15 protein-coding genes are annotated in these 21,538 nt (G+C 65.8%); 10 read left to right on the plus strand and 5 right to left on the minus strand.

The window, feature by feature from the left end:
- Window positions 1-191: 191 nt before the first annotated feature.
- The 4 genes from lpxC (at window position 192) to ligA (ending at window position 6,499) form a co-directional block, all read left to right on the plus strand.
- Window positions 192-1,151: a UDP-3-O-acyl-N-acetylglucosamine deacetylase gene (lpxC, locus tag QX121_RS04415; protein WP_315811275.1), complete on the plus strand. Its 960-nt coding sequence runs from the start codon at window positions 192-194 to the stop codon at window positions 1,149-1,151.
- 401 nt (window positions 1,152-1,552) lie between these two features.
- Window positions 1,553-2,443 (plus strand): outer membrane protein assembly factor BamD, encoded by an 891-nt coding sequence (locus QX121_RS04420; RefSeq protein ID WP_315736792.1) that lies wholly within the window; start codon window positions 1,553-1,555, stop codon window positions 2,441-2,443.
- Window positions 2,444-2,568: 125 nt separating this feature from the next.
- Window positions 2,569-4,242, plus strand: coding sequence for a DNA repair protein RecN (gene recN, locus QX121_RS04425; RefSeq protein WP_315811276.1), 1,674 nt, complete (start codon window positions 2,569-2,571; stop codon window positions 4,240-4,242).
- 109 nt (window positions 4,243-4,351) lie between these two features.
- Entirely contained in the window at window positions 4,352-6,499 is a 2,148-nt protein-coding gene (gene ligA / locus QX121_RS04430) for an NAD-dependent DNA ligase LigA (protein ID WP_315736794.1), read from the plus strand.
- Between the two features lie 192 nt (window positions 6,500-6,691).
- Here ligA and QX121_RS04435 read toward each other — a convergent pair whose 3' ends face one another.
- The 3 genes from QX121_RS04435 to QX121_RS04445 form a co-directional block, all read right to left on the minus strand.
- Window positions 6,692-7,969, minus strand: a complete 1,278-nt coding sequence (locus tag QX121_RS04435) for a multidrug effflux MFS transporter (protein ID WP_315811277.1) — start codon at window positions 7,967-7,969, stop codon at window positions 6,692-6,694.
- Between the two features lie 119 nt (window positions 7,970-8,088).
- On the minus strand, window positions 8,089-9,912 hold the full coding sequence (locus QX121_RS04440; protein ID WP_315778772.1) for an aminopeptidase P family protein: 1,824 nt from the start codon (window positions 9,910-9,912) through the stop codon (window positions 8,089-8,091).
- 479 nt (window positions 9,913-10,391) lie between these two features.
- Window positions 10,392-11,288, minus strand: coding sequence for a 50S ribosomal protein L11 methyltransferase (locus QX121_RS04445; protein ID WP_315736799.1), 897 nt, complete (start codon window positions 11,286-11,288; stop codon window positions 10,392-10,394).
- Window positions 11,289-11,556: 268 nt separating this feature from the next.
- Between QX121_RS04445 and QX121_RS04450 the strand changes: the two genes are divergently transcribed.
- Entirely contained in the window at window positions 11,557-11,721 is a 165-nt protein-coding gene (locus QX121_RS04450; protein ID WP_315736801.1) for a Flp family type IVb pilin, read from the plus strand.
- Window positions 11,722-11,910: 189 nt separating this feature from the next.
- On the opposite strand, the gene QX121_RS04455 is transcribed toward QX121_RS04450, so the two are convergent.
- Entirely contained in the window at window positions 11,911-13,512 is a 1,602-nt protein-coding gene (locus QX121_RS04455; RefSeq protein WP_315811278.1) for an NAD(P)/FAD-dependent oxidoreductase, read from the minus strand.
- A gap of 200 nt (window positions 13,513-13,712) precedes the next feature.
- Between QX121_RS04455 and QX121_RS04460 the strand changes: the two genes are divergently transcribed.
- From QX121_RS04460 to QX121_RS04475, 4 genes are all read left to right on the plus strand, one after another.
- Window positions 13,713-15,992, plus strand: a complete 2,280-nt coding sequence (locus QX121_RS04460) for a fused MFS/spermidine synthase (RefSeq protein WP_315811279.1) — start codon at window positions 13,713-13,715, stop codon at window positions 15,990-15,992.
- A 506-nt stretch (window positions 15,993-16,498) separates the two neighbouring features.
- Window positions 16,499-17,452: a sugar-binding protein gene (locus tag QX121_RS04465; protein ID WP_316178606.1), complete on the plus strand. Its 954-nt coding sequence runs from the start codon at window positions 16,499-16,501 to the stop codon at window positions 17,450-17,452.
- Between the two features lie 13 nt (window positions 17,453-17,465).
- The gene (locus QX121_RS04470; protein ID WP_315811280.1) at window positions 17,466-18,968 is read left to right on the plus strand and encodes a sugar ABC transporter ATP-binding protein; all 1,503 of its coding nucleotides are present in this window, start codon (window positions 17,466-17,468) and stop codon (window positions 18,966-18,968) included.
- A gap of 12 nt (window positions 18,969-18,980) precedes the next feature.
- Window positions 18,981-20,006, plus strand: a complete 1,026-nt coding sequence (locus QX121_RS04475) for an ABC transporter permease (RefSeq protein WP_315755099.1) — start codon at window positions 18,981-18,983, stop codon at window positions 20,004-20,006.
- A gap of 53 nt (window positions 20,007-20,059) precedes the next feature.
- Here the strand turns inward: QX121_RS04475 and QX121_RS04480 are convergent, their stop codons facing one another.
- Entirely contained in the window at window positions 20,060-20,848 is a 789-nt protein-coding gene (locus QX121_RS04480) for a L,D-transpeptidase (protein WP_315811281.1), read from the minus strand.
- A 319-nt stretch (window positions 20,849-21,167) separates the two neighbouring features.
- Here QX121_RS04480 and QX121_RS04485 point away from each other — a divergent pair, with 319 nt between their 5' ends.
- Window positions 21,168-21,518: a hypothetical protein gene (locus QX121_RS04485; protein ID WP_315736808.1), complete on the plus strand. Its 351-nt coding sequence runs from the start codon at window positions 21,168-21,170 to the stop codon at window positions 21,516-21,518.
- Window positions 21,519-21,538: the final 20 nt, after the last annotated feature.

The following is a 21,538-nucleotide window of genomic DNA, read 5'->3' on the forward strand; positions in this document are numbered from 1 at the left end:
AGGCCACGTTCCAGTTTGGTTAAGGGTTGGCGCGAATACGGCAGAGATGGGGTAACAATCCGTAAAGAAGCGTGAGTTGGCGCTCTTTGGGGCTCTCGTTAAGTTCTGCCGTGACTTGGGGATGCCTGAAAGTGAGTCGGTTCGCGAGGGGCGACCGATGAAGGGTCAGGCGGGGTCTTGGGCGATCGTCGATGAAATTCAGCCGGCAAACAACGCTTCGTTCGCAAGCCACCGTCACCGGTGTAGGCGTCCACTCTGGTGCGCCTGTCAGCCTGACGATTGGCCCGGCGCCGATCGATGCAGGGATCGTGTTTCTCCGCACCGGCCTCGATGGGGCCGACCGCGAGGTCCAGGCCTCCTTCGGTTCAGTGATCGCGACCGAGCTCGCGACGGTGCTCGGTGACCGCACCGGCCCGCTGGTCTCGACCGCCGAGCATGTTCTCGCCGCGCTGCGCGGCATGGGTGTCGACAACGCCCTGATCGAGGTCGACGGCCCCGAGGTACCGATCATGGACGGTAGCGCTGCGCCGTTCGTCGCTGCCATTGACCAGGCCGGGATCGTCAATCAGTCGGCTCCACGGCGTTACATTCAGGTGCTCAAGCCGGTCCAGGTGACCATGGGTGCCTCGACGGGCGAGCTGCGTCCCAACAACTCCGGCTTCCGGGTCGAAGCCGAGATCGATTTCACCAATCCCGTGATCGGCCGCCAAGCCTATCATTTCGAACTCAATCCCGAGCGCTTCCGCCGCGAGATCGCCCGCGCCCGTACCTTCGGCTGCATGAGCGACGTGTCGCGGCTGTGGAGCGCCGGTTTCGCGCTCGGCTCCTCCTTCGACAACACGCTGGTGTTCGACGAGGACCGTCTGCTCAATCCCGAAGGTCTGCGCTACGCGGACGAATGCGTCCGCCACAAGGTGCTGGACGCGATCGGTGATCTGGCGCTGGCCGGCCTGCCGATGCTCGGAACCTATCGTTCGGTCCGTGGCGGTCACAAGCTCAACCACGCGGTCCTGACCGCTCTGATGGCCGATCGCGCCGCCTGGCGGATCGTCGAAGGCGAGACCGTGCGGCGTCCCCGCGTGGCCGCGGACGCCGTCGGTGGCATGGTCGGTGGCATGGTCGCCCCGGCCTACGGTCCGGACGTGTCCTGAGCGCCTGCTGCGAGGCTCGAGCGAACGGATAGCGTCCCTCGTGGGGCGCGATGGGGCAACACGATTCTGCCGTCGGTATTTGCTCGGCTGCAGATCTTGTACGCTGAATTTTTTGTCATTGATTGTTGCCGACCGCATCCTTCCTCATGGACGGGCTGTCGGCATTTCCAGGTTTTCCCGCGGCTTCTTCAGCGATAACCATGATGCACGGCGGCAGCCTCGATCTTGCCTTAATCCGGGCGGATTGGCTTCCTATGCGGTTGGTTGATGAAGTGTTTTCGGCTAGAGAGGCCGGGGCCGCGTGATGCGTGCCACTGGCGGGGCTCTTCCTTCGCGGTCATGAAGCGACCTTCATGGTGCGCGGCGTAGATCAGATCACAGGCATCGGGTTCCAAAGAAGCATGTCGATACAGCGTCTCACGCGCGACCTCCGTCATCCCGCAGCAAGCATCGGCCGGCTCCGCCTCGCCGCGTCGCTGATCCTGCTGGCGCCGTTGTTGAGCGGCTGCGGCACCGGCGGACTCTGGGACAAATTCCTGGCCAAGGACGACACCTTCGTCGATGAGCCCGCGGACAAGCTCTACAATGAGGGCTTGTTCCTGATGAACGAGAAGAAGGACGTCAAAGGCGCGACCAAGAAGTTCGAGGAGGTCGATCGCCAGCATCCTTATTCCGACTGGGCCCGCAAATCGCTGCTGATGTCGGCCTACGCGTCCTATCAGGCCGGCGACTACGACGGCTGCATCGGCGCTGCCACCCGTTACGTGACGTTGCATCCGGGCAGCCCGGACGCGGCCTATGCGCAATACCTGATCGCCGCGTCGCATTACGACCAGATCCCGGACATCAGCCGCGATCAGGGCCGCACCGAGAAGGCCATTGCCTCACTCGAAGAGGTGGTACGCAAATATCCGACCTCCGAATACGCCACCAATGCGAAGGCCAAGATGGAGGGCGCCCGCGACCAGCTCGCCGGCAAGGAGATGGATGTCGGCCGCTATTACATGCAGAAGCGCGACTACACGGCCGCCATCAACCGCTTCAAGGCGGTGGTGACGCAGTATCAGACCACGCGGCACGTCGAGGAAGCGCTGTATCGCCTGACCGAGGCCTACATGACGATCGGCATCGTCGGCGAAGCCCAGACGGCGGCGGCTGTGCTCGGGCACAATTTCCCCGACAGCAAGTGGTATAAGGACGCCTACAATCTCGTGAAGTCGGGCGGCGTCGAGCCCGAGGAGAACAAGGGCTCCTACATCTCTCGGGCCTTCAAGAAGCTGGGCCTGGGCTGAGCGGTCGGCCAGATCGGCTGGTCGGTCTGGCTTTGTTCTGTATTCTTGTTTTGTTCTCTATTTGCTGCTAGCATCGAGTCGTTCGCTCAGGGGCGTTCCGCCCCGTTACGAAGGACTTCGGTTCCATGCTGGCGCGACTGTCGATCCGTGACATCGTCCTGATCGAACGACTCGATCTCGAATTTTCCCATGGACTTGCGGTGCTGACCGGCGAGACCGGTGCCGGCAAGTCGATCCTGCTCGACGCCTTTGCTCTCGCTCTCGGCGGCCGCGGCGACGCCAGCCTGGTGCGCCACGGCGCCGACCAGGGGCAGGTCACGGCCGTGTTCGAGATCGGCAAGGATCATCCCGCCGCCAGGATCCTCGCTGCCAACGGCCTGGATGCCGATGGCGAGATGATCCTGCGCCGCGTTCAATACGGCGACGGCCGCACCCGCGCCTTCATCAACGACCAGTCGGTCAGCGTGCAGACGCTGAAAGCGATCGGCGCCACCCTGGTCGAGATCCACGGCCAGCATGACGAACGTGCGCTGGTCGATGCCGCCACCCACCGCCGGCTGCTGGATGCCTTTGCGGGCCTGGAGAAGGATGTCGCCGCGGTCGAGGCGCTCTGGGCGGCCCGCCGGACCGCGGTCACGGCGCTCGATGAGCATCGTGCGAGCATGGAGCGCGCGGCCCGCGAGGCCGATTATCTGCGGCATGCCTCGGACGAGCTGAAGAAGCTGGCGCCAAAGGAGGGCGAGGAGACGCAGCTCGCCGCCCGCCGCACCGCCATGATGCAGGGCGAGAAGATCGCAGGCGATCTGCGTGACGCGCAGGATGCCGTCAGCGGCAACCAGTCGCCGATTGCCGCGCTGGCTGCGGCGGTCCGCCGGCTGGAGCGACGCGCGGTCAGCTCGCCCGCGCTGGTCGATCCAGCGGTGAAGGCGATCGATTCGGCGATCAACGCCCTGGAGGAGGCCGATCAGCATCTGACGGTGGCGCTCGCGGCCACCGATTTCGATCCGCTGGAGCTGGAGCGCATCGAGGAGCGGCTGTTCGCGCTGCGCGCGGCCGCGCGCAAATATTCGACGCCGGTGGACGGTCTGGCTGCTTTGGCTGCCAAATATGCCGCCGATGTGATCCTGATCGATGCCGGCGCCGAGCAGTTGAAGAAGCTGGAAGCGGCGGCGGCGGCGGCCGATGCGCGCTATGCCGCGGCGGCGGCCAAGCTGTCGGCGGCGCGGACCAAGTCGGCGGAGAAGCTGAACCGGGCCGTCCATGCCGAGCTCGCTCCGCTCAAGCTCGAACGCGCCAAGTTCATGACCCAGGTCGACAGCGACGCCGAAGCGCCGGGGCCGGAGGGCATCGATCGCGTCGAGTTCTGGGTGCAGACCAATCCGGGCACGCGGCCGGGCCCGATGATGAAGGTCGCCTCGGGCGGCGAGCTGTCGCGGTTCCTGCTGGCGCTCAAGGTCGTGCTGTCCGACCGCGGCTCGGCGCCGACCTTGGTGTTCGACGAGATCGATACCGGCGTTGGCGGCGCGGTCGCCGATGCCATCGGCGCCCGGCTGGCGCGGCTCGCGCACGGGGTTCAGGTGATGGCCGTGACCCATGCGCCGCAGGTCGCGGCCAGGGCGGACCAGCATCTCCTGATTTCCAAGGATGCGCTGGATCGCGGCAAGCGTGTCGTCACCCGGGTCAACACGCTCGCCACCCTGCACCGCCGCGAGGAGATCGCCCGCATGCTGGCCGGCGCCGAGGTCACCGCCGAAGCCCGTGCCGCCGCCGACCGGCTGCTGGAGGCTGCGGCGGCATAAGCCGAGGGATCGGGCCGAACGCTTTTGGCTCCGGCGTGCGCATTGTGTAAACCGTCGTTTCGGGGCGGCCTTCGGGCCGTCCCGCCATGACGAGCAGACAGTACGCAGCATGCCCAAGACAGCAAAACCGAAGCAGCCCGTCGACGTTGCCGATCTCACCAAGGCCCAGGCCAAGGTGGAATGGAAGCGGCTGGCGCTGGAGCTCGAGACCCACGACAGGCTCTATTATCAGGATGACGCGCCGAAGATCTCGGACGCCGCTTATGACGAGCTGCGTCGCCGTTTCAATGCGATCGAGAAGCGTTTCCCTGAGCTCGTCAGCAGCGAGTCTCCGTCACAGAAGGTCGGCGCGGCTCCCTCCGGCCGGTTCAAGAAAGTGCGGCACGCGGTGCCGATGCTGTCGCTCGACAACGCCTTCGCCGAGGAGGACGTGCGCGACTTCGTCGGCCGCATCGCGCGCTTCCTCAAGCTTGCCGACGATCGCATCGATTTCTCGGCCGAGCCGAAGATCGACGGGCTGTCGATGTCGCTACGCTATGAAGGCGGCGAGCTGGTCACCGCCGCGACCCGCGGTGACGGCGCCGAGGGCGAGGATGTCACCGCCAACATCCGCACCCTGAAGGACGTGCCGCACAAGCTGCACGGCCGCAACCTGCCCGACATCTGCGAAGTGCGCGGCGAGGTCTACATGACCAAGCAGGCCTTCCTCGCGCTCAACGAGCGCCAGAAGGAAGCGGGCGACACCATCTTCGCCAACCCGCGCAACTCCGCCGCAGGTTCGCTGCGGCAGAAGGATCCGGCCATCACCGCCTCGCGTCCCCTCGGCTTCTTCGCCTATGCCTGGGGCGAAATGAGCGCGATGCCGGCGGAGACGCAGAGCGGCATGATCAAATGGTTCGAGCGCTGCGGCTTCACCACCAATCCGCTCACGAGGCTCTGCCACTCGGTGGAGGAGCTGATCGCGTTCCATCATCACATCGAGGAGCAGCGCGCCGAGCTCGACTACGATATCGACGGCGTCGTCTACAAGGTCGACCGCATCGACTGGCAGGAGCGGCTCGGATTCGTGTCGCGCACGCCGCGCTGGGGCATCGCGCACAAGTTTCCGGCCGAGCGCGCCATGACCGTGCTCAAGGACATCGAGATCCAGGTCGGCCGCACCGGCTCGTTCACGCCGGTCGGCAAGCTTGAGCCGGTCGGTGTCGGAGGCGTCATCGTGCAGAACGTGACGCTGCACAATGAGGACTACATCAAGGGGATCGGCAACAAGGGCGAGGTGCTGCGCGAGGGCCGTGACATCCGGATCGGCGACACCGTCGTGATCCAGCGCGCCGGCGACGTCATCCCCCAAGTGGTCGACGTCCTCATCGACAAACGGCCGGAGCACGCCAAGGAATTCCACTTCCCGAAGACGTGCCCTTGTCCGCTGCATACCGACGTCGTGCGTGAGGAGATTGCGACCGGCGAGGAGGGCTCGCGCGCCCGCTGCACCGGCGAGTTCGCCTGTCCGTTCCAGAAGATCGAGCACCTCAAGCTGTTCGCCTCGCGCCGCGCTTTCGACATCGATGGTCTCGGCGAGAAGCAGATCCAATTCTTCTTCGACCAGGGCTGGGTCAAGGAGCCCGCCGACATCTTCACGCTGGCCGCACGCAACAGCAAGCTGAAGCTCGAGGAGATCGAGGGCTATGGCGAGACCTCGGTGCGCAATCTCTTCAATGCCATCGACGCGCGGCGCGAGATCGCGCTGGAGCGCTTCATCTTTGCGCTCGGCATGCGCCATGTCGGCGAGACCACGGCGCTGGCGCTGGCGCGGGGCTATGGCTCATGGGAGGCGTTCCATGAGGCCTGTCTCAAGGTCGCCAATGGCGACGAGGAGGCGATCGCGGAGATGGATGCGCTCGACCAGATCGGCGACACCGTGATCAAGAGCGTCGCCGCCTATTTCGGCGAGGACCACAACCGCGGCATCGTCGAGCGGCTGACGAAAGAGGTCAAGATCCTCGACGCGGAGAGGCCGAAGCGCAATTCGCCGATCGCCGCCAAGACTGTCGTGTTCACAGGCACGCTGGAAAAGATGACGCGCGATGAGGCCAAGGCGACTGCCGAGCGGCTCGGTGCGAAAGTGTCGGGATCGGTGTCGAAGAAGACGGACTACGTCGTCGCCGGTCCGGGGGCAGGCTCAAAGCTGAAGGACGCGCAAAAGCACGGCGTGCAGGTGCTCACCGAGGACGAGTGGCTGCAGCTGATCGGGGAGTAGCAGCTCCGCAGTGTTGGTTGCGACAGACGCTGGATGCGACACCAACAGTTGTCATCATCCGCGAAAGCGGATGATCCAGTATTCCACAGGCATTTGTCATAGGGCCGAGACGCCTCGGCCTACTGGATACCCGCCTGCGCGGGTATGACGCCGAGAGTGACGCGCGGTCGTGCAGTCGCTCACGTACCTCCCTCACATTACCCCGGCTTCGTCCTCTTCCGCCGTCTCGATCAGCTCCTTCGTCACCTTGATCTGCGTGCGCGGGACCAGGAAGATCATGCTGCAGGCGCAGGCGAGGGACAGGGTGAGCATCGCTGATGTCAGCGGCAGCGTGCTGCTGAAATGGCCGCCGAGCCAGGCGCCGAGCTGCGACGTCAGCGCGCCCACGCCCATTTGCAGGAATCCCATCGCGCCGGAAGCGGTGCCGGCTGCGCCCGGCCGGACGCTGATGGCACCGGCTGCGGAATTCGCCATCACGGCGGCATTGGCGAACATCAGCAGCATCTGCGTGCCGAACAGCACTGATGGCACCTGGTTGAAACCGAACAGGCTCCACGTGAAGTTCAGCGCGGCACTGGTGAGCTGCAGTCCCAATCCGAACCAGATCAGCCGATCGAGCGAATGGCGCGGCGCGTAGCGCACGCAGAACAGGTTGCCGACGAAATAGGCGAAGCCGGTGGTCGCAAACCACGCGCCATACTCCGCCGATGAGCGGCCCATCTGCACCTCGACGATATACGGCCCGCCGCCGGCGAAGGCGAAGATGATCTGCGACGCCAGCACCTGGCAGAGCATGTAGCCGAGGAAGGCGCGGCTCCTGACGAGCATGGCGACGTCGTGGCGGAAGCTCGCGCCTTCGATGCGGGCAGGGCGCGTTTCCGGCAGGGTCAAGGTCACGGCGATCGCGGTCACGATCGACAGCGCGGCGACGACGTAGAAGATGGCGTGCCAGCCGAACGCGATCTCGATCAGGCCGCCGGTCAGCGGCGACAGCATCTGCGCGATCATCATGACCGCGACGACGAGGCTGATCATCGCGCCGATGCGCTCGCGCGGATAGAGATCGCGGATGATGGCGCGGCTGATCACCATGCCGCTGGCGCCGCCGAGCGCCTGGAAGAAGCGCGCCGCGATCAGCTGGGGCAGGGTGTCGGCGAAGATGCAACTGACGCTTGCGACGATCGACAGCGCGAGCCCTGCAAGCATCACGGGGCGGCGGCCGAAGCGGTCGGAGAGCGGCCCGAGCAGCAGCTGCGAGATCGCGATGCCGGCCATGTAGAACGACACCGTCATCTGCACGACGGAGGCGTCGCGCCCGAACGTGGTCGCGAGCAGCGGCAGGGCCGGCACCAGCAGGTAAAGCGAGATCGGCGCCAGCCCGGTCATGACGACCAGGAGGACCAGCACGGTGCGCGAGGGGACGGCGCGCGGTGGCGCCGCCCCGGGCGGTCTGCTGATCATTCCATGCATGGTGCCGCTCAAATCAGGTGAACGCCCTGACTGTAGCGGCCTTCCGCTTCGCGGAAATGCCTGTTTCGGCATGCGCCCATGCGGGCAGCGGGACAGTTGGTAGCAGGGCGCGCGGATCGCTACAGTGGCGCAGTCGCCTGATCGAGCCAGCGCTGGTCGTTCTCGTCGAGCGCTGCACGGACGGTTTCCCTGACCCGGCCATGATAGGCGTCGAGCCACGCCCGTTCCTCGGCGGTCAGCATGGCGACGTCGATCAGGCGGCGGTCGATCGGCGCCAGGGTCAGCGCCTCGAAGCCGTTCATCGGCTTCTCCGCGTCCGCGACGTCCTTCGCCACCACGAGCTCGAGGTTCTCGATGCGGATGCCGAACGCGTCGGTCTTGTAGTAGCCGGGCTCGTTGGACAGGATCATGCCGCGCTTCAGCGGTGTCGTGCCGAGCTTCGAGATGCGCGCGGGTCCCTCGTGCACCGACAGATAGCTGCCGACGCCGTGACCGGTGCCGTGCTCGAAATCGATGCCGGCCTGCCACAGGAACTGCCGCGCCAGGGTGTCGAGCTGGGCGCCGGTAGCGCCATCGGGGAAGATCGCACGTGCGATCGCGAGGTGGCCGCGCAGCACGCGGGTGAAGCGGTCGCGCATCTCCTCAGTCGGCACGCCCACGGCGATCGTGCGGGTGACGTCGGTGGTGCCGTCCTGATATTGCGCGCCGGAATCGATCAGCAGCAGATCGCCCGGCATGATGCGGCGGTTGCTCTTGCGGGTGACGCGATAATGCACGATCGCGCCGTTGGGACCGGTACCCGAGATGGTCGGGAACGACACGTCCTTGAGCGCGCCGGTGTCGCGGCGAAAGCTCTCCAGCGCCTCGACCGCATCGATCTCCGTCAACGTGCCCTTCGGCGCCTCGCGATCGATGAAGGCCAGAAAGCGCACCAGCGCGACCGCATCGCGCTGATGGGCGCGCCGCGTACCGTCGATCTCCACCGCGTTCTTGGCGGCCTTGAGCAGGCTGACCGGATCGGCGCCGCGCACCGCCTTGCCGCCGGCGCCCTGGATCAGGCGCGTCAGGGCATCGGCTGCCGTGGCGCTGTCGAGCGCGATGGCTGCGCCGGATTGCGCGAGCTCGGTCAGGCGCGGTGTCAGCACGTCCGGCTCCGCCACCTCGGCGCTCTGCTCGAGATGATCGCGTGTCAGGTTCGAGAGCTTGCGGGAATCGATGAAGATGGTCGGACGTCCGGTCTTCGGCACCAGCGCATAGGACAGCGGCAGTGGCGTGTGCGAGACGTCGGCGCCGCGGATGTTGAAGGTCCAAGCGACGTTGTGGGAATCGGACAGCACCAGCGCCTCGACGCCGAGCCGCTCGATCTCCTGGCGGATCCGGCCGAGCTTGTCCGCCTCGCTCTCGCCGGATAATTCGGCGCCGTGGATGGATACGGCGCCGAGCGGCGGCAGCGGGCGTTCGGTCCAGATGCTGTCGACCGGGTTGCTCTCGACCGGCACCAGCTCCGCGCCGGCCTTGGCACAGGCGGCGGCCAGTCGTTCGGCCGCGGCCGTCGTATGCAGCCACGGATCGAAGCCGACGCGGTCACCGCTCTGCAGGTGTCGCGTCAACCAACTCTCGGGCGGCGGCTCGATCAGCGATTCCACGGTCCAGGCCTTGCCGTCGACCTGCTTGCCGGCCTGCAGCGTATAGCGGCCGTCGACGAAGATCGCGGCGGCCTGCGGCAGCACGATCGCAAGGCCGGCCGATCCGGTGAAGCCGGTGAGCCACGCCAGCCTTTCCTCCGACGGTGGCACATACTCGTTCTGCTGCTGGTCGGCGCGCGGCACGATGAAGCCGGTCAGCTTGCGCCGTGCCAGCTCCTCGCGGAGAGCAGCCAGCCGCGCGGTCAGCGCCACGCCGGTTTCGGGTTCTTCGAACGTCTGGAACAGAGCTTCGAACATCGGTCTCATACTTTAGAAGTGGATCTTGCCGCGTCGGCGACGAATACTCCTCCAGCAGGCAGTGCAGTGCACGAAGAATCTCCTTGCATTCGCCTGTGCAAAAAGATTTGCTGTCGCATGCCGGTCATCCGAAAGAGATGCGGCGAGGAAACGTATGGACGTGACGACCACGATCGTAAAGATCATCCACGGTCGCATGATCTGGGGAGTGCCTCAACTCAACGGCGAGGGGATGCACGATGCCTGCTTTTACCTTCGAAAAACTATCGGCGCCCGCGCCAAGTGGACCAGCGCCCGCACCGGCCGAGAAGCCGCGCAGTGCGCTGGCGGATCTCGTCAATCGTCTCGTCGCGCCGCGCGTTCGACGTGCCTCTCGTAGTCAGTCCGACTCCACCTCCCAGCAGAGCCAGCCGAAGACGTAATCGCGAGCTTGCCGCACCCAGCGTGCAGGTTCGATCCATGCCATGAGCTGATCCGCCTCACTGCTGCTTTTGCAGCAACAGGCTGCTCCACCCCTCGATTCTCAAATGCCGGACCGGAACCAGGCCGCGGGCACGATAGGCGGCGCAGACGGCGCGTGCCTGCGGGGTCAACAGGCCCGACAGGATCACGAAGGCCCCGGGCGCGAGGTGGCGCTGCATCGGCGCGGCCAGCTGGCGCAGCGGGTTGGCCAGGATATTCGCCAGCACCAGGTCGAAAGGGCCGCACCGGGCAAAGTCCGCGGCGGCGAAGCCGGTAGCACGGATGACCCGGACCAGGGGGCCTGCGCCGTTGAGCCGGGCGTTCTCCCGCGCCACCATGACCGAGGGCGCATCGATGTCGCTCGCCAGCACGGACCGGTGCGTCGCCTTGGCGGCGGCAATCGCGAGCACGCCGGTGCCGGTGCCGAGGTCGAGCACCCGTCGCGGCGCGCGGGTCTTGAGCACGTGATCGAGCAGCAGCAGGCAGCCGCGCGTGGTGCCGTGGTGACCGGTGCCGAAGGCGAGCGCCGCCTCGATCTCGATCCCGAGCTTGTTGCCGGGCACCCGCTGCCGGTCATGGCTGCCATGGACCATGAAGCGGCCGGCCGGCACCGGGACGAGGTCGTCCAGGCTGGCCTTGACCCAGTCCTTGGCCTCGACGACTTCGAATGCCAGGGTCTGGGCTACGTCGGAGCCCGCCGCCCCGCCGACGAGCTCCCGCACCAGCGTCTGATCCGGCGGATCGGCGAAATGAACCGTCACGTCCCAGCGGCCGTCCGGCCGCTCGAAGGCCGCGACCGCGGCATCACCTTCGAAGAACACCTCGGTCAGGACGTCGACGGCCGGGCGCGCGGTCGCTTCATCGGCAACGGTGAAGCTGGCCTTGTGGGTGGCGGGCGTGGTCGTTGAGGTCATCAAGGTGGATCCTGGCGAGATTTGACGGCGTGGTTAAGGGATTTGTCTGCCAACGCAAGCGATAGGACCGGAAATCTGCCAGGTTGGAACATTCAACGGTTGTATCTTGCCGCTGGCGGGGCGACGTAAAAGTTGTGATTCAATTCCCGCAAAGAATCTCTGCAACTTGAACAGAGCGCCTTATCTCAACTTTAGGTTCTGGCCGCCTAATTTTCTCGTCATGGGAACCGGATGATCCTCGGTTCCTGGGTTGGGAAACGAGGTTCAGATGAAGACCACTCTGCTGAAGTTCTTGCGTGATGAATCTGGCGCCACCGCCATCGAATACGGCCTGATCGCAGCCGGCATCTCGCTGGCCATCATTGCCGCAGTCAACGGCCTGGGCAGCTCGCTCAGCAGCAAGTTCGAGTCGATCAACACGTCGCTGAAGTAATCCGCCTGACACGGCGTTCTCGAAGAACCGGGCCTCAGCGCCCGGTTTTTCTGCTTTTGGGGTGGGGGAATCTCGAAAGCAGGTCCACAGCATACCCACACGGCCGTGCACTGCTTATTGGATCGTTCATCCACTGCGCGTCCACAGCTTGTCCACAAGGACGCTCACCCGCCTTTCCACCCCTTATCCTCAGCCGAACAGGGCGCGATGGTCGGACAGGATCGCCTGGGCCGCATTGTGGCCGGGGGCGCCGGTGACGCCGCCGCCGGGGTGGCTGCCCGAGCCGCAATGGTAGAGCCCTTTCAGCGGCGAGCGATAATCGGCGTGACCGAGCATGGGGCGGGCCGAGAACAACTGGTTCAGGGTCAGCGCGCCGTGGAAGATGTCGCCCCCGATCAGCCCGAACTGGCGCTCGAGGTCGAGCGGCGACAGCACCTGCCGGCCGAGCACGCTGGCCGCAAAGCCCGGTGCATAACGGTCCACGGTCGCGATCATGAGGTCGGCGACCTCGTCGCGATGATTGTCCCAGGAACGGCCGTCCGGCAGCTCGGGCGCGACATGCTGGCAGAACAGGCTGGCGACGTGCTGGCCCGCGGGCGCCAGCGTCGGGTCGAGGGTGGAGGGAATCAGCAGCTCGACCACGGGATCGCGGCTCCAGCCATGCGCCCGCGCGTCGAGATAGGCCTGGTCCATGTAACCGAGGCTCGGGCCGAGGATGATCCCGGCGGACAGATGGTCGCCGTCGCCCGGCAGCGCGCTGAACGAGGGCAGCCGGTCGAGCGCCACGTTCATGCGGAACGTGCCCGAACCGCACCGCCAGTTCCTGATGCGGCTCAGGAACGGCGCGGGCACGGCGCCGGCCGGCACCAGGCGCGTATAGAGCAGCTTCGGGTTCACGTTGGCGACGACATGGCGGGCGCGGATGGTGCGGCCATCCTCGAGCACGACACCGACCGCGCGGTCGCGCTCGACGATCACCTCGCGCACGCCGGCCTCGACCTCGACCAGCGTTCCCAGCTCCTTCAGGTACCCGGCCATCGCCTGCGTGATCGCCCCCATGCCGCCGATCGCATGGCCCCAGACGCCCTTCTTGCCGTTCACCTCGCCGAAGGCGTGATGCAGCATCACATAGGCCGAGCCGGCGGCGTAGGGGCTGGCATAGTTGCCGACGATGGCATCGAAGCCGAACAGCGCCTTCACCAGGTCGGTCTCGAAGATCTCGTCAAGCATCTCGCCGGCCGAGCGCGTGAAAAGGTCGAGCAGGTCGCGCTGCTGCTCCAGCGACAGCGCGCGCAGGGTGTTGGCGGTGCCGAGCGCGTTGAAGGCCTCGCGGATCGCCGACAGCCCGAACTGGGCGACCAGGTTCGGCGGCGCCCGCAGCACGAGGCTGCGCAGCACGTCCGCGATGGCCTCGAGCCGTGCCGAGAACGGGCCGATCGCGTCGGCGTCCCGCTCGCTCAGTCGCGCAACCGAAGCCAGCGTGCGACCCTCGCCCGTCAGCAGATAGCGGCCGTCGGGCGAGGGCAGGAAGTTCTGCGCCCGGCGCTCCACGATCTCCAGCCCGTGCTCGTGCAGCTTCAGGTCGGAGATGACGCGCGGATTGAGCAGGCTCACCGTGTAGGACGCGACGGAGTTGCGGAAGCCCGGATGAAACTCCTCGGTGACCGCGGCGCCGCCGACCACCTTGCGGCGCTCGACCACATGCACGCGCAGGCCTGCCATCGCGAGGTAGGCCGCACAGGTCAGGCCATTATGGCCGGCACCGATGATGATGACCTCGGTTTCATTCATGTCAGCTTCAAAAAGCCCTGTTTAATGACCCGCACCGGGAACCTCGGCTGGTGCTGTCGCGCCGGACGGCTGCGACGTCAAGGGAAACTCCATTTTGCCTCAGCTCCTCGCCATACCGCCCTGCGATCCGCTATGTCTCGTCTGCTCATCGCGGTCCGGTCTTGGCATCTGATGCCGGCCGCGCCGCTGCCGGAGTCGTCATGACCTCAATCGCCTCGCCCGCCGCCGTCGCTCAGCCCTCTGCCGCACGCAACCGGCTGGTGCTCGTCGTCTATACCGCCGCAATTTTCGTCAGCGCGCTGCTGCTGTTCTCGGTGCAGCCGCTGTTCACCAAGATGGTGCTGCCGCGGCTCGGCGGCTCGCCGGCGGTGTGGTCGGTGGCAATGGTGTTCTTCCAGACCTTGCTGCTCGCGGGTTATGCCTATGCGCATTTTCTCACCCAGCTGCCCAGCCGGGTGCTCCCGATCGCGATTCATCTGCTGCTGCTCGGTTTCGCCATCCTGACGTTGCCGCTGTCGATCGCGAGCAGCTGGGGTGACCCGCCCAGCTCCGGTTACGGGCTTTGGCTGCTCGGCCTGTTCACCGTGTCGATCGGCCTGCCGTTCTTCGCGCTCGCTGCCAACAATCCGCTGCTGCAGGCGTGGTTCGTGCGCTCAGGTCATCCGGCCGCGCCCGACCCGTATTTCCTCTATGCATCGTCGAACATCGGCAGCTTCCTGGCGCTGTTGTCCTATCCTCTGCTGATCGAGCCGATCTTCAGCCTGCGCGTGCAGAACCTGATCTGGACCGGCGGCTATGGCCTCCTGATCGCGCTGATAGCCGGCTGCGGCGTCCTGCTGCTGCGGTCGCCGGTGATCGTCACGAGCCTGCTGCACACCGGGGACAGCAATGCCCCGGCGCCACGCTGGCTGCTGCGTCTGCGCTGGATCTTCCTGGCCGCGGTGCCCTCCGGCCTGCTGATTGCGGTGACGGCGCATATCTCCACCGACGTCGCGGCCGCGCCCTTGCTGTGGGTGCTGCCGCTGTCGCTCTATCTGTTGACCTGGGTGCTGGTGTTCCAGTCGCGGCCGCTGCTGCCGCACAAATGGATGCTGGCGCTGCAGCCGCTTGCGATCGCCGGCGTCGTCGTCCTGCTCGCCTTCGGCGGCGAGCAGAATCTTGCGCTCACGCTCGGCGGCCATCAGCTCTGCTTCTTCATCATCGCCATGGCCTGCCATGGCGAGCTCGCGCGCACGCGCCCGCCTGCCAAGTATCTCACCGGCTTCTATGTCGCGCTGTCGTTCGGCGGCATGGTCGGCGGCCTGTTCGCCGGCCTGATCGCCCCCTTCACCTTTTCTTGGGTCGCCGAATATCCGATCCTGCTGGCGCTCGCGGCGCTGTGCCGGCCGGCGGCCAATGAGCGCTTGCCACGGATCACGCGCTGGTACTGGCTCCTGCTCGCGGTCATTGCCCTCGCGCTGCTGGTGCCCGCCGGAATGACCGGCAAGCTCACGACCTATCTCGAGGACCACCGCGTCTATGTCGCGGGCGCCGTGGGCGTGCTCGCCGTGCTGCTCGCTCTGCTGCTGAACGGTGGCCGCTGGAAGGTGTTCGCGACGGCCGCGCTCGCGCTCGTCCTGATCCGCGCCTATCCGGCCGATGACGGCCGCGTCGAGACGGTGCGCAGCTTCTTCGGCGTGCACAAGATCGTGGTGACCTCGGACGGGCACTATCACGTGCTGATGCATGGCACGACCATCCACGGCGCGCAGAAATATCTCAACGCCGACGGCTCCAAGGTGACGGGGCGGCCCGAGCCGATCACCTACTATCACAAGGACGGCGGCATCGGCCGCGCCATCACCGCGATCCGGGAGCGCAAGGGCGCGCCGCTCAAGGTCGCCGTCATCGGTGTCGGCGCCGGCACACTCACATGCGCAGCCGAGCCTGGCGAGAGCTGGAAATTCTTCGAGATCGACCAGACCATGGTCGATACCGCCAGCGACCCGAAATATTTCAGCTACATCAGGAACTGCGCGCCGGACTTCAAGCCCGTCATCGGCGATGCCAGGCTGACCTTTGCCAAGGAGCCGGACGGCACCTACGATCTCATCATCGTCGATGCCTATTCCTCGGATGCGATTCCGATCCATCTGGCGACGGAGGAGGCGATGGCGATCTACAAGGCGAAGCTGGCGCCGCAGGGTGCCGTCGTGATGCACGTCTCCAATCGGCATCTGGAGCTGGAGAGCGTTGTCGTCGGCATCGCCGACGCCAACGACCTGAAGAGCTGGGTCTACAACGAGGACTCCGGCCGCGACGACGAGTACATCTTCTCCACCGACGTCGTCATCAGCGCGCGCGAGGACGCCGACGTCGGCACGCTGGCCTCCTCGGACAAGTGGACCGAAACCGAGCCGACCGACGGCGAGCGGGTCTGGACCGACGATTACTCGAACATTCTCGGCGCAGTGTATCGGCGGCTGCGCGACGGCGAGTAACAGGGCACTGCCGCCGTTCGACGTCGCCGGGCCCGGATCGCCGTGATGATGGCGTCTGCGCCCAAAGAGGTGCGCGCCTCGTCATTGGCGGGCCTCGGTTGCATTGCCGCATCTATTTCTCGACCGTCTGATCGCCGACTTTGCTGTACCGCATCGCAAAACGCAGTGGTTACGCGCTTTCTGCGTGGGCCTCTGTTGCGTGCCCGTCATGACCATGCTACCTTGAGGTGCGCCCCTCATTTGAAGTCGGTACTTTGCGCGTCTTCGAATGGGTGGGTTGGGGCACGCACGCGCAGTCGAGCTGGATCGCAAACTGAGCGGTGAGGGACCGGTCTGGTCGTCTCGCCCTGAGCGAACGATCGCGCGGACGCTGTCCAGATCGAGGTGCTGTTCGTCCGGGCGGAGCCAGCGGTTCGGACGAGAGATGATTGTTCGCGACTAGATATCGTTCGACTACAAAATGCCGGCCGCATCAAAGCAGGCCGGCTTCACATGGGAGGGGTTCAATGAAGCGTCTTTGGATTGCCGGTGCGTCTGCCTTGTTGTCGATGGCGCTCGGTCTCGGCTCCGCGGGAGCCGCGGACAAGAAGGTCCTCGCCTTCGTCGTCAACGGCGCGTCCGACTTCTGGAAGATCGCCGAAGCTGGCGTCAAGAAGGCGCAAGGCGAGCTGCCCAACTACAACCTGCAGCTCAAATATCCCGAGCAGGCGGCAGCCGCCGTGCAGCAGCGGATGCTGGATGACCTCGTCGCGGCCGGGGCTGCCGGAATCATGGTGAGCGCCGTCGATCCGAAGAACCAGACTGAGCACCTCAACAAGATTGCCGCACAGACGGTGCTCTTCACCACCGACAGCGACGCTCCGCAATCGAAGCGCATCGCCTATATCGGCTCCTCCAATACCGAGCTCGGCAAGGATGCCGGCAAGCTGATGCTGAAGGCGCTGCCGAATGGCGGCAAGTGCGTCGGTTTCGTCGGCCTGCTCGGGGCTGACAACGCCCGCGAGCGCATCGAAGGCGTGAAGGCGACCATCAAGGGATCGAAGGTCGAGCTGGTCGACGTACGCGGCGACGAGATCGACCAGACCCGGGCCAAGCGCAATGTCGAGGACATCCTGGCGGCGATGCCGGACGTCAGTTGTCTGGTCGGCTTCTATTCCTACAACACGCCGCGTATCTACGAGGTGCTGAAGGAGGCCGGCAAGCTCGGCAAGATCAAGGTCATCGGCTTCGACGAGGATCCGATCACGCTCGGCGGCGTGAAGGACGGCGCGATCGAGGGCACGGTGGTGCAGCAGCCGTTCGAGTGGGGCTATCAGGGCATGAAGCTGATGGCGAAGGTCGTGCAGGGCGACAAGTCCGGCGTTCCGGCCAACGGCATCATCATCGTGCCCGGCAAGGTGATCGAGAAGTCCAACGTCGACGACTTCATGGCGCAGATGAAGCAGATGCTGAAGAAGTGACGCGACGGCCGGCGTGCGCGAGCCCTTCCTTGAGCTGATCGACATCGGCAAGACCTATCCTGGCGTGGTCGCGCTCGACCACGCCAGCCTGTCGGTCGCGCCCGGCGAGGTGATCGCCCTGGTCGGCGAGAACGGCGCCGGCAAGTCGACCTTGATGCGCGTGCTCGGCGGCGTGGTGGAGCCGAGCAGCGGCACGATCCGGATCGATGGCGTGGCGCGGACCAGCTACACGGTGGCGGACGCGATCGCGTCCGGCATCGCCTTCGTCCACCAGGAGCTGAACCTGTTCGACAATCTCGATGTCGCAGGCAACGTCTTCATCGGCCGCGAGCCGGTCTATGGCGGCCCGCTGCGGCTGATCGACCGCAAGACGCTGCGGGCCAAGGTGCGTCCGCTGATCGCGCGCCTCGCCGCTGATTTCGAGCCGGATACGCCGCTCGCCGAGCTGTCCTTGGCGCAGCGCCAGCTGGTCGAGATCATCAAGGCTTTGTCGCTCGACGCGCGCTGCGTCATCATGGACGAGCCGACCTCCAGCCTGACGCTGTCGGAAACCGAGCGGCTGATGCAGGTCATCGCCGGCCTGAAGGCGGACGGGGTCAGCGTCATCTTCATCACGCATCGCCTGAACGAAGTCATGCAATGCGCCGATCGCGCCATCGTGCTGCGCGACGGCCGCATGGTCGGCGCGCTGACGCGAGACGAGCTCAGTCCTGCCGCGATGATCCGGCTGATGATCGGCCGGGACCTGCGGTCGCTCTACGTGCCGCCGGCCGCGCCGCCCGGCGAAGCCGTGCTCGACGTGGTGGAGGCCGTGACCGCGACCTATCCCAACCAGTCCGTCAGCCTGCAGCTCCGGCGCGGCGAGATCCTCGGGCTTGCAGGTCTCGTCGGCTCCGGCCGCACCGAGCTCGCGCGCGGCATCTTCGGCGTCGAGCCGCTGCTGGCCGGGGGCATGAGCCTGGAGGGCGAGCCGATCCGCATCTCGACGCCGCGCGCGGCGATCGATCGCGGCATCTATCTCATTCCGGAAGACCGCAAGGCTTGCGGCCTGCTGCTCGACCTGTCGATCGCCGAGAACATCTCGCTGCCGGATCTCGCCTCCTATCTCAGCTTTGGACTTGTCGACATCAGGCGTGAGACCGAGAATGCCGATCGGCAGCGCGAACGGCTCAAGATCCGGGCGTCCGACGTTAAGGTCTCGGTCGGCACCTTGTCCGGCGGCAACCAGCAGAAGGTCGTGCTCGCCAAATGGCTGTCGATGCGGCCAAAGGTCCTGATCTTCGACGAGCCGACCCGGGGCATCGATGTCGGCGCCAAACAGGAGATCTACGACATGCTGCGGCGTCTGGCGGATTCCGGCGTCGCGATCCTGATGATCTCGAGTGACATGGAGGAGGTGATCGGGGTGAGCGACCGGATCGCAGTGATGCATGAAGGCATGATTTCGGGCTTCCTGGCCCGCAACGAGTTCAGCGAGCACAACGTGCTTCAGCTCGCCGTCGGCCATACCGTCTGAGCGAGGGCGCCCGTGCAGAAGAAAGATCTCAGCCTGCTGATCCTGATCCTGGTGGTCGGCGCCGTCGTGGCCTTCATCAACCCGCGCTTCCTGCTGGTCGGCAACCTCTCCAATACCGCCAACCAGGTCGGCATGTTCGGCATTTTCTCGATCGCGGAGGCCTTCGTCATCATCGTCGGCGGCATCGAGCTCGCCGTCGGCTCGGTGATCGCGTTGCTCGGCGTGCTGTTCATCGACCTCATCGTCAACCGGGACGTCGACTGGATCGCCGCCTTGTTCCTCATCCTCGCCGGCGGCATCGCCATCGGCTTGGTCCATGGCACGCTGGTCACCAAGATGCGCATCCAGCCCTTCGTGGTGACCCTGTGCGGGCTGCTGATCTACCGCGGCGCGGCGCGCTACTACACCGAGGATGCCACCGCCGGCTTCGGCTATGGCGCAAGCTTCCCGGCGCTGGAATGGCTGGCCGCCGGCCGCACCGATGTCCTCGGCTTTCCGCTGCCGCATAGCGTCGTGGCGCTCGTCATCGTGGCCGGCATCGCCTGGCTGGTGCTGCACCGCTCGGTGTACGGCCGTTATTTCTACGCGGTCGGCAAGAACGAGGAGGCGGCGCGCTACTCCGGCATCCGGTCCGATCGGGTCACGATCGCGGCCTATGTGATCTGCGGCGGGCTGACAGCGCTGGCCGCGGTCCTGCTCGCGATGTACACCCGCTCGATCTCGCCGGCGGTGCACGGCTCGTTCTACGAGCTCTATGCGATTGCCGCGGCGGTGCTCGGGGGCTGTTCGCTGCGCGGCGGCGAGGGCTCGGTCATCGGCGTCGTGCTCGGCACGATCCTACTGCAGATGCTGCAGAACCTAGTCAATCTGCTGGGCATCCCGAGCTCGCTCAATTTCGCCGTGATGGGCACGGTGATCCTGATCGGCGTGCTGGCCGATCAGTATTTCGTGCAGCGGCGCACGCGCATGCCGACGGCCCGTGGGCAGGCCAGCGCCGATCGCGCGTCCGCCTCGCTCGAGCGGGTCAACGCCGAGTGAGGAGGCGCCGATGCGCTGCGTAACAGCGCCCGGCCGCGAGGATCAATGCGCGATCAGTCCTGATAGGTGTAGTAGCCGCGCGGCTGATAATAAGAGCGCGGCTGGTAATAGCGCGGCTGCGCGTAGCTCGGATTGCTGTTTTGGTAATCGTACTGCTGCTGCTGCGGATAGGCCTGCGCGTCGTAGACGCGCCGGGCCGTGCCGCGCGGCGCCGGATAGCGCACGCCGTTGTCGCTGCCGTCGGCGGGATAGATGTAGCCGTCATCGGGCCGCTGCTGCGGAACGACCTGGCGTCCCGGCAGCATCTGTGGCTGCGGCGTCAGCACGACCGGCTCGCCACTGTCGTCATACTGCTGCGGCACGTCGCGGCGGGCAACAGCGGTGCCGCGGCGTGGATTGCGCGCCAGCGCCACCTCGGCCGAGCCGGTCAGGGTCACCGTGGTGTTGAGCACGCCGTCCTTTTGCACCAGGTCGTAGAGCGTCGTGGCATTCGCCTTCGACAGCCGGACGCAGCCGTGAGACGCGGGGGTGCCGAGCCGGCCCTCTGAATCGGTGCCGTGAATGGCGTGGCCGACCTTGGTGAAGAAGATCGAGTGCGGCATCGGCGCGTCGTCGAACTCCTTGGAAAAATGATCGGCTTCCATGCGGAAGGCGCGGAACGAGCCATTGGGCGTTTCGCGCGAGGGAATGCCGGTCGAGACCGGCCACCGGTAGCGCTCGACGCCATCGACGGCGACCGTCATGATCTGGTTGTTCTTGTCGACGGTGATGTCGATCTTGGCCAGAGCTGGCGTGGCCGACAGAAAGGCGAAGCCGGCAACTGCAAAAAGGATGGTACGCATCTAACCTCTGGCCTCCAGGGCCCTCGACTGTGGAGAGACCTCAAACGGGACTTCGACAACGCCCAGGTCATCGCCTCGGTCTGCACTATGTCGGAATTGCGGGCTTTGTTCCAGCCGAGGGCACCCTCAACCTTAATGGCGGGCAGGGACCGGACAAAGGCTCCCCGCGTTCATCGGCGCTGACATTTTCGCGACCCGCGGATGGCCTTTCATTCCGGCGCTTAGGACCTCTCTAATCGGTCCAATTCGTCACGACCGCGCAACTTTTTGGCCGCATCCGCGTTTCAAGGATTCCTCCATGCGGTTTCCAGGATTCAAAATGCTGACGATGAAGGCCAAGACGGCGGTGCTCGACGATCGCGCGCCGCAGAAGCTGACATATCTGCTCGCCGCGCTCGCGCTGGTCATCCTGGCGCTGGCCTGGCTGGCGCTGCCGCAATTCGCCCATGCCCAGGGCATCATCCGTGGCGCCCATGAAGGGGCCCACGAAGGCAACCGCATCGCCGGCCCGGTCGGCGGCGTCGTCGGAGGCGCGGTCGGTGCGGGTGTCGGCGGAGCCGTGGGCGCCGTCGAGGGCGTGCTCGGCATTCCACACCGCTCCTATTACCACCGGCACTATCACTGCCGGGGATACCGCGATGGCTACGGCCGCTTCCACTGCTACCGCTGAGCTGGAACGCCGCCCCCGAT

This window comes from Bradyrhizobium sp. SZCCHNR2028 (assembly GCF_032380995.1).
Classification (GTDB): domain Bacteria; phylum Pseudomonadota; class Alphaproteobacteria; order Rhizobiales; family Xanthobacteraceae; genus Bradyrhizobium.